This window comes from Leucobacter holotrichiae, assembly GCF_055791005.1.
Genome location: NZ_JBVUAC010000023.1, coordinates 1 through 7432 on the forward strand (window position 1 = coordinate 1; position 7432 = coordinate 7432).

Sequence of the window (7432 nt, forward strand, 5' to 3'; positions counted from 1 at the left end):
ACCGACACCGTTCTCGAACTCAGCGCCTAACCCAACACCCCGAAGGATCGGGCTACACCACTACCGGGGACTTGACCAACGGTAAACGTGCCGTCCTCGATTCGGTCATAGACCCAATCACGAGACATCCCCAAAAGGCGAGCAACCTCGGCTACCGGGTAATGGCGCTCAACCTCACCCGTGCACAACGGCATCTCAATCACAGGTCGCGCAACCCGTGTAGAACTCGTCCACTTCCTTTCCGACTCATTGATTTCCTCACGGATTAGGGCCCGGACAGCTTTCTCGAGTGCATTCTCCATGTGTACAACGCAAACACGAGCAGGGGGTGTCCTGCTACGGGCCCCGCATTTATGTTTCTGGTGGGCTTGTCGGTGGTGGGAGGGATGATGTGAGTATGTCTGAGCAAGTGCCGGTGTGGATGTGTGAGCGTGTCGTCTCGGCCTGCTCGAACGGTGTGCCTGAGCCCTTGGAGCCGTTCATCACCGAGGTGATGGCGCAGGCGCTCGCTCACGAGCTTCGCCGGCGCATTGGTGATGCGGTTGATGAGGGGACGCAGGTGGAGGTCGATGGACACCTTGAAGGGGGTCGGTGGCTCGCCGCCATCGGCGTAGAGGCGTCGCTCTGTGTGCGAGCGGGGATCCGGGTACCGTTCGGGATTGTCGACTTCCAAGCGGTTGTGGGGTGTGATGTGCACGACGCAATCCTGGATGACCTGGAGTGCGTCACGGACTGCAAGTTCCTCGACCCAGAGGAAAACACGGGACAGATTTGAGAACTGCCCCTCTACTTGTTGTGACAACGAGGTGACAGCACTTTTCTGAAACTGACCTCGGATCAGTATTCGTCAGCAAACCAAAACTCAGCGTAAAAACAACGATCTTCGGGCTGCGCCCGGGACAATGCGGATCCCATTAGGGTTCAAATCCCCCCGTCTCCGCCATTCGAACAACACCACGAAGCCCCGGCTTCCCTAGCAAACACAGGGAAGCCGGGGCTTCGTCGTCGCCGAGGCTCGGCGCCGCCGGTGCGTTCGCCCGCATTCTGCCCACGCGCGATGCGCGGTGGATGAGGGCGCAGAGAGAACTCAATCGGGGGTGTCGAGGGTGATCTGATCCTCGTCGCGGCGCTCCGGGCCGCCGGCGCGGGTGCCCTCCGCGGCGTCCGCGTGCGTTTCGAAGGCATCAGCGCCCTCGTTGGCGTCGCGCTCGGGATCGTCGTCGGTCGACTGTCCCTCTGCAGCCGACTCTGCGCCTGAACCCGTTCCCTTCTCAGCCTCGTGCTTGTTCGCCGCGCGCGGCGGGTCGGCGGCGTCGGTGCCGGTCTTGCCCGCATCCTCGGCCGTGGGAACCGAGCGATCCACCGAGTCGGGCGCAGTGGCGGTCGGCCGCTCGGGTTGCTCTCCCCGGCGCGCCTCGGGCGACGGGACGTTGGCGTGCTGATCCGGCTGATCGCGCCGGCCCTCCTGGCCCTGCTGGTTCTGCCGATCCTGCTGCTCCATCTGGGCACCGCCTTTCATGTCGTCGGGTGCCCGACGTTACCTCCCGGGGCCGCCCGCACGGCAGGCCTTGTCGCACGCCATGGTCTCTGCTACCAGAGGCCGCTAGCGGCCCATCCGCGACGCGTCAACCCGCTCCCGCACGTCTGCGGCCCGACCTATCGTGGCACGGACAACGACGATCGCAAGGAACGCGATCACGGGAAACGCCGATCGCGGCACGACACCGATCGGCAGCAGCGACCGGGAGGAGAAGGCGATGCATGCTGAACGCGGCAACACGAAGCACGGCCCCCAGCTGGATGAGCAGCTCGAGCAGGAGACGAGAGGAATGGTGCAGGGGCACGGCGGTTCCCCGCACGTGGAACCCTTCCGGGAGAGCGAGCCGCTTCCGGACGACACGGACGCCCCCGAGGTGGAACGGGCGTACCGCGGGGGCGCCGGGAAGATCGACGAGACGGGTCAGGCCGACGGCGTAGGCGGGGTGGACGACTCAGACCCTGCCGGTCGGCCCGACAAGACGGAGGAGGACGTATGAGCGACTACAGCGACGTGACGGAACTGCTCGCCGGCGAGGGACCTTGGACCTTCGCCTACGTCGACGGCCCCGGCGCCGAGCCGCAAGTGGTCGAGGAGGCGAGGAGGGATTCGGTGCGCGACCGGCTGCTCGAGCTGGGCGCTCCCGAGGATGATGCGCGGGCGGTTCTGCGGGCGATGGAGCAGCCGACCGGGGCGCCGAGCCCTTCCGCGCGCTACCTTCTGGTGCGAGGCGGCGAGGTGGCACTCGACGCGAGCTTCGCCGAGCCGAGACGCGGGCCCGAACGGCTCGGGCACGGCAGGCTCCCCGAGATCCTGCCGCTGGTGCGCCACCGCTCATCGGCGGAACGGTATGTGGTCGTGGAGACAGGGCGCGAGGGCGCGAGCGTGCGCCTCGAATGCGCTGAGCGCGCGGTGGCCGAGCAGACGGTGGAGGTCGAGGGGCGCGACGACAGCCTGCCGAAGGTGCAAGCGGGAGGCTGGTCGCATGCCCGTTATCAGCGCCACTCCGAAGAGATCTGGAAGCAGAACCAGGGAGAGGTTGCCGAGGTCGTGGATCGCCTGGTGCGTGAGGAGCGCCCGGCACTCGTGGTGCTCGCGGGTGATGTGCGGGCCCGGCAGTTGCTGCGGGATCAACTCGCGCCTGCGAGCCGGGGCCTCGTGATCGAGGTCGAAGCGCACACGCGGGCGGCCGGGGCGGACGAGCAGGCGCTCGACGAGGCGATCTCCCGGGCGCTCACGGAGCATGCGCACAGCGAAGTGCAGCGGGCGCTCGATCGACTGGCGTCGGACGGCGGCGGCCTCGGCGCCCGCGGCGTGGACGAGGTCGTCGAGGCGCTGCAGCAGGGGAGGGTGGACACCCTGCTGCTCGATTCGAAGGCTCTCGAAGCGGGAAACGGCGAGGCTCGCGAGGCTCGCGAGGTTCGCCGAGGCGGGGACGATGGTCGCGGGGAGGACGCGCGCTCGCGAGCGGACACGCTCGAAGCGCTCGACGCCCCGCCGTGGGTGACGCACGGCGGCATCCCGGCTGAGGCGTCGAGTCTCGGCCTGATACCCGTCGCCGAGGCGCTGGCGCGCGCCGCGATCCTCACGGGAGCGCGGGTGCGGGTGCTGGAAGAGGAGCACGCCTCCGAAGACGAGCCGCGTTCGAATCGGCCGCCGCGGGAGCCCGTCGCCCTGCTGCGGTGGTCGGAGGATGCCGTCTCAGCCTGAGGGGACCGGCTGCGACGTCAAGGGGGTGACCGGCGATCGAGCTCTCCTGGAAGCTGGAGGGACTCCGGTTCGTCGGCGGCGCGGCCGACGAATCGGAGCGGAGCCGGCAGGGAGCCGGCCTCCGCATCCGGTGCTCGGAGCCGGTGCGCGATGAGGTGCGCGGTGACGGCGGACGGGAGAACGAGATGGGTACGAGGGGTACGGAATTCGCGATCCGCACGGTCGGGGTGGAGGAAGAGCTGCTGCTGGTGGATCCCGCCTCGGGCCGCCCGGTGCCTGCGGTGGAATCCGCGCTCGCGGCGCTGCCGTCGGATGAGGGAGCCGGCCGGAGCCGCGGGGGCGGCGCGGAATCCCACTCCGGGGGCCTGTCCGAGATCGATCCGGGATCCGGAGCCGTCTTCTCAGCCGGAACCGCACCCGCGCCGGGGCTCGCGCGCGAGGCGAAGCTGGAGCAGATCGAGATCGTCTCGCCCCCATGCGAGACGATCGACGACCTCGCGCGGATGGTGCGGGAGGGGCGCCGGATGGCCGACGAGGCTGCGCGAAGCGTCGGCGCGCGGGTCGCGGCGCTGGGGACGAGCGTGTTCCCCGTGTCGTCCCACGTCACGCATGACCCCCGATATGACGCGATCGGCAAGCGCTTCGGCGTGACGATGCGCGAACAGCTGACCTGCGGCTTCCACGCGCACGTGGCGGTCGTGGACGAGGCCGAGGGGGTTGCGGTGCTCGACCGGATCCGTCCGTGGCTGCCGGTGCTGCTCGCCCTGAGCGCCAATTCGCCGTTCTGGGCGGGAGAGGACACGGGGTTCGCGAGCTACCGCTACCAGGCGTGGGGGCGCTGGCCCTCGGCGGGGGCGTACGACCTCTTCGAGTCGCCGGAGCGGTATCGCCGGCTCGTGAGCTCGCTCATCGCGAGCGGCGTGGTGCTCGACCCCGGTATGGTCTACTTCGACGCCCGGCTGAGTGCGCGTTACCCCACGATCGAGGTGCGGGTGGCGGATGTCTGCATGGAGGCGGAGCACGCCGTGACCATCGCAGCGCTGGTGCGGGCGCTCGTGGAGACATCCGCGCAGGAGTGGCGGGCCGGCGTGGCCCCGCTCCCGGTCGACACCGCGATGCTGCGCGCCGCCATGTGGTCGGCGAGCCGGTTCGGGATCGCCGGATCCGGGCTCGTCGACCCGTTCCTCGGCAAGCCGCGTCGCACCCGCGCCGCGGCCGCCGCGCTGCTCGCGCACGTCGCCCCCGCACTCGCCGATGCGGGGGATCGCGAGCGCGTGGAGCGCGGTGTGGAGGCCATGCTCACCCGGGGCGGCGGCGCCGGACGCCAGCGCGCCGTGCTGCGGCTGACCGGAAGCCGCCGGGCGGTGGTCATGGACGCGGTGGAGGTCACGAATCGCCAGGCCGTCCCCGCCGCGTCGGCGGCGTAGGGGTTCCCCGGTCCGGCGGTTCCGCCTCTCAGCGGGTCACGGCGGGGGCGAGGTGCACGACCTTCGTCGTGGTCATCTCGTCGAGGAGCTCCGGGCCGTAGCCGAAACCCGAGCCGCTCCGGCCCCGCGGCTGAGCCGAGCCGCCCGGAGCGCCGCCGAAGACGGCGTTGACCTTGACCGTGCCGACGGGCAGGCGGTCGATCGCGTAGTGGGCGTGCGCGATATCCGCCGTGAGCACCGTCGCGCTCAGACCGTACTCGTCGTGAGCGGCCCGCTCGACGGCCTCCGTGAAACCCTCGACCGCGAGCACGGGGGCGACCGGTCCGAAGGTCTCCTCCGAGAAGAGTCGCATGTCGGGTGAGCAGTCGGAGAGCACGGTCGCGGGGTAGTGGCTCCCCGGGCCGGCCGGCACCGCGCCGCCGACCACCACCCGCGCTCCCGACGCGATGGCCTCCGCGACCTGGGCATGCACCGACTCGCGCATCCGCTGGTCGACGAGCGGGGCGACGAGGCCCTGGTCGTTGCGCTCCGACGCTTCGGCGGTCAGCGCTTCCACGAACTCGTCGGCGATCCCCCGATGCACGATGATGCGCTCCACCGAGGTGCAGATCTGGCCGCTGTTCGCGAACGCCCCGATCGCCGCCTGCGCCGCCGCCCAGCGCGGGTCGACATCGGCGTCGACGATGAATGCGTCGTTGCCGCCGTTCTCACGGATGAGGTGCGCCCCCGTGAGTGCCACCGCGCGTGCGATGCGCTGTCCGGCGACCGTGGAGCCCACGTGGGCGACGACGTCCACCTCGGGGGAGGCGACCAGCGCTTCCCCCTCGCGTGCGCCTCCGATGACGGTCGAGAGCACTCCGCTCGGGAAGTGCGGCTCCAGCACCTCCCCGAGCAGCCGGCCCAGGTGCGGGCAGCGCTCGCTCGGCTTGTGCACGACCGTGTTGCCCGTGCCGAGCGCGGCGCCGATGAGCCCGACGCTCACGGCGACCGGATCGTTCCAAGGTGTGACCACCGCCGCCACCCCGCGGGGCTCGGGGCGCATCAGATCCACCGCCTCGTTCCCGCCGAGCAGGCTGCGCCCGCGGTGGAGGGGAGCGAGTTCGGAGATCTGGAGCAGCGTGTCGATCGCGGCACGCACTCCCTCGAGCGCCTCCTCGCGGTGGCGACCCGTCTCGCGATGGTTGAGGTCCGCGAGCGCGTCCTCCTGAGCCGCGAGCCCGAGCGCCGCACGGCGCAGGGAACGCCCTCGTTCCGCAGCGGGAGTCGCCCGCCAGGCGGGGAAGGCCTCCCCAGCCCGCTGCACGGCGGTGCGGATGTCGGCCTCGGTGGCGATCGGCACCGTGCCGACAACGGTTCCGTCGTGCGGATTCGTGATCTCGATGCCGTCGTCCGTTCCAGAGGTGTGCTCGGTCGTCATGGTGCTCGCTCCTCGTCCGTCGCTCGTCTCGTTCGGGGTTCCCTCTCCCTCTACCCGGTTGAGGCGGAGTTCACGCGGGAATCCGGGCTCGGGCCTCTCGGGCGGCCATCGGAGCCCGCGGGTATACGCGATTCCGAGAGCCGTGCTCTACGGTGGACGCATGCGCGCCGTGACCAATCCCGATAAGAACCGTCTTGAGCTCGTGGATCTGCCGGAGCCCGAACCGGCGGCGGGCGAGGTGCTCATCGACGTCGTCGCGGCGGGGGTGAATCGCGCCGACCTCGCGCAGGTCGCCGGCGTGTATCCGCCCCCGCCCGGAGCGTCTCCGCTCCCCGGCCTGGAAGTCTCGGGGTATCGGCGCGACACCGGTGAGCCGGTGGTCGCGCTGCTCGCGGGCGGCGGATACGCCGAGGTCGTCTCCGTGCCCGAGGTGCAGGTGCTGCCCGCGCCCCCGTCGCTCCCGCTCGCCGAGGCGGCGGGGCTGATCGAGGTCGCCGCGACCGTGGTCTCGAACCTGGTGATCGAGGCAGGGCTGGATGCGGGCACGGGAGGGGCGGAGCCGCAGACCGTTCTGATCCACGGCGGCACGGGCGGGATCGGCACCTTCGCCATCCAGTTCGCCCACGCCCTGGGCGCGCGGGTGCTCACCACGGTCGGCTCGGACGAGGCCGTCGACACGGTGCGCTCGCTCGGCGCCGACCTCGCGTGGAACCGCCGCACCGCCGACGTGCCGCGCGCGGTACGGGAGGCGGGCGGCGCCGACATCATCCTCGACATCGTCGGCGGCCCCGCGTTGAACGACAACGTCGGCATGCTGCGGGAGTTCGGGCGTCTCGTGATCATCGCCACGCTGGGCGGGGAGGGCGGCCCGCTGAACGCGGGCGCGCTCATGCGCAAGCGCGGACGCATCATCGGCACCACCGTGCGCTCACGGGCGTCGTGGGACAAGCAGCGGATTCTGGAGCGCACGCGCGAGCTGGTCTGGCCGATGCTCGAGGAGGGCAGGATCCGGATCCCGATCCACGCCCGCGTGCCCCTCGCGGAGGCAGCCCGCGCCCATCGCGTGCTCCTCGACGGCGGGCACCTCGGAAAGGTGATCCTCGACGTGGCCGACGCCGCGGGTGCGTAGCGGGCGCGCCCGGTCCGCGCTCGCCGGGCCGGCGCTGGAAGTAGCGCCTCGGGTCGCACCCCTCGCCCGCGGTCTGTGTCTCTGAGATGCAGCGGGTCCGGTCCCCGACGAGAGGCTGCCTGGGTCTGCTGAAGTTTTGGTTGAGTCCAAGACCGCATAGCTGGGAAGCTGTGCTGGAAGGATGGCAGTTATGCCGATCAAGTTCAGTGATG

General features: G+C 70.5%; 7 protein-coding genes. 5 read left to right on the top strand and 2 right to left on the bottom strand.

What is annotated here, in order from left to right:
* The first annotated feature begins 397 nt into the window (after window positions 1–397).
* On the top strand, window positions 398–775 hold the full coding sequence (locus AC0KXF_RS14940; protein ID WP_473109938.1) for a hypothetical protein: 378 nt from the start codon (window positions 398–400) through the stop codon (window positions 773–775).
* A gap of 312 nt (window positions 776–1087) precedes the next feature.
* On the opposite strand, the gene AC0KXF_RS14945 is transcribed toward AC0KXF_RS14940, so the two are convergent.
* On the bottom strand, window positions 1088–1501 hold the full coding sequence (locus AC0KXF_RS14945; RefSeq protein ID WP_223045056.1) for a hypothetical protein: 414 nt from the start codon (window positions 1499–1501) through the stop codon (window positions 1088–1090).
* 256 nt (window positions 1502–1757) lie between these two features.
* Here AC0KXF_RS14945 and AC0KXF_RS14950 point away from each other — a divergent pair, with 256 nt between their 5' ends.
* The 3 genes from AC0KXF_RS14950 to AC0KXF_RS14960 all read left to right on the top strand — a co-directional run bounded on the left by AC0KXF_RS14950 (window position 1758) and on the right by AC0KXF_RS14960 (window position 4674).
* Complete coding sequence (locus AC0KXF_RS14950) at window positions 1758–2036, top strand: hypothetical protein (RefSeq protein ID WP_473109939.1); 279 nt, start codon at window positions 1758–1760, stop codon at window positions 2034–2036.
* Window positions 2033–3247, top strand: a complete 1215-nt coding sequence (locus AC0KXF_RS14955; RefSeq protein WP_473109940.1) for a baeRF2 domain-containing protein — start codon at window positions 2033–2035, stop codon at window positions 3245–3247. Before AC0KXF_RS14950 ends, AC0KXF_RS14955 begins: the two co-directional genes overlap by 4 nt.
* 143 nt (window positions 3248–3390) lie before the next feature.
* Window positions 3391–4674, top strand: coding sequence for a glutamate--cysteine ligase (locus tag AC0KXF_RS14960; protein ID WP_473109941.1), 1284 nt, complete (start codon window positions 3391–3393; stop codon window positions 4672–4674).
* A 28-nt stretch (window positions 4675–4702) separates the two neighbouring features.
* Here the strand turns inward: AC0KXF_RS14960 and AC0KXF_RS14965 are convergent, their stop codons facing one another.
* The gene (locus AC0KXF_RS14965; protein ID WP_473109942.1) at window positions 4703–6091 is read right to left on the bottom strand and encodes an aldehyde dehydrogenase family protein; all 1389 of its coding nucleotides are present in this window, start codon (window positions 6089–6091) and stop codon (window positions 4703–4705) included.
* A gap of 160 nt (window positions 6092–6251) precedes the next feature.
* Between AC0KXF_RS14965 and AC0KXF_RS14970 the strand changes: the two genes are divergently transcribed.
* The gene (locus AC0KXF_RS14970; RefSeq protein WP_473109943.1) at window positions 6252–7220 is read left to right on the top strand and encodes a zinc-binding dehydrogenase; all 969 of its coding nucleotides are present in this window, start codon (window positions 6252–6254) and stop codon (window positions 7218–7220) included.
* Window positions 7221–7432: the final 212 nt, after the last annotated feature.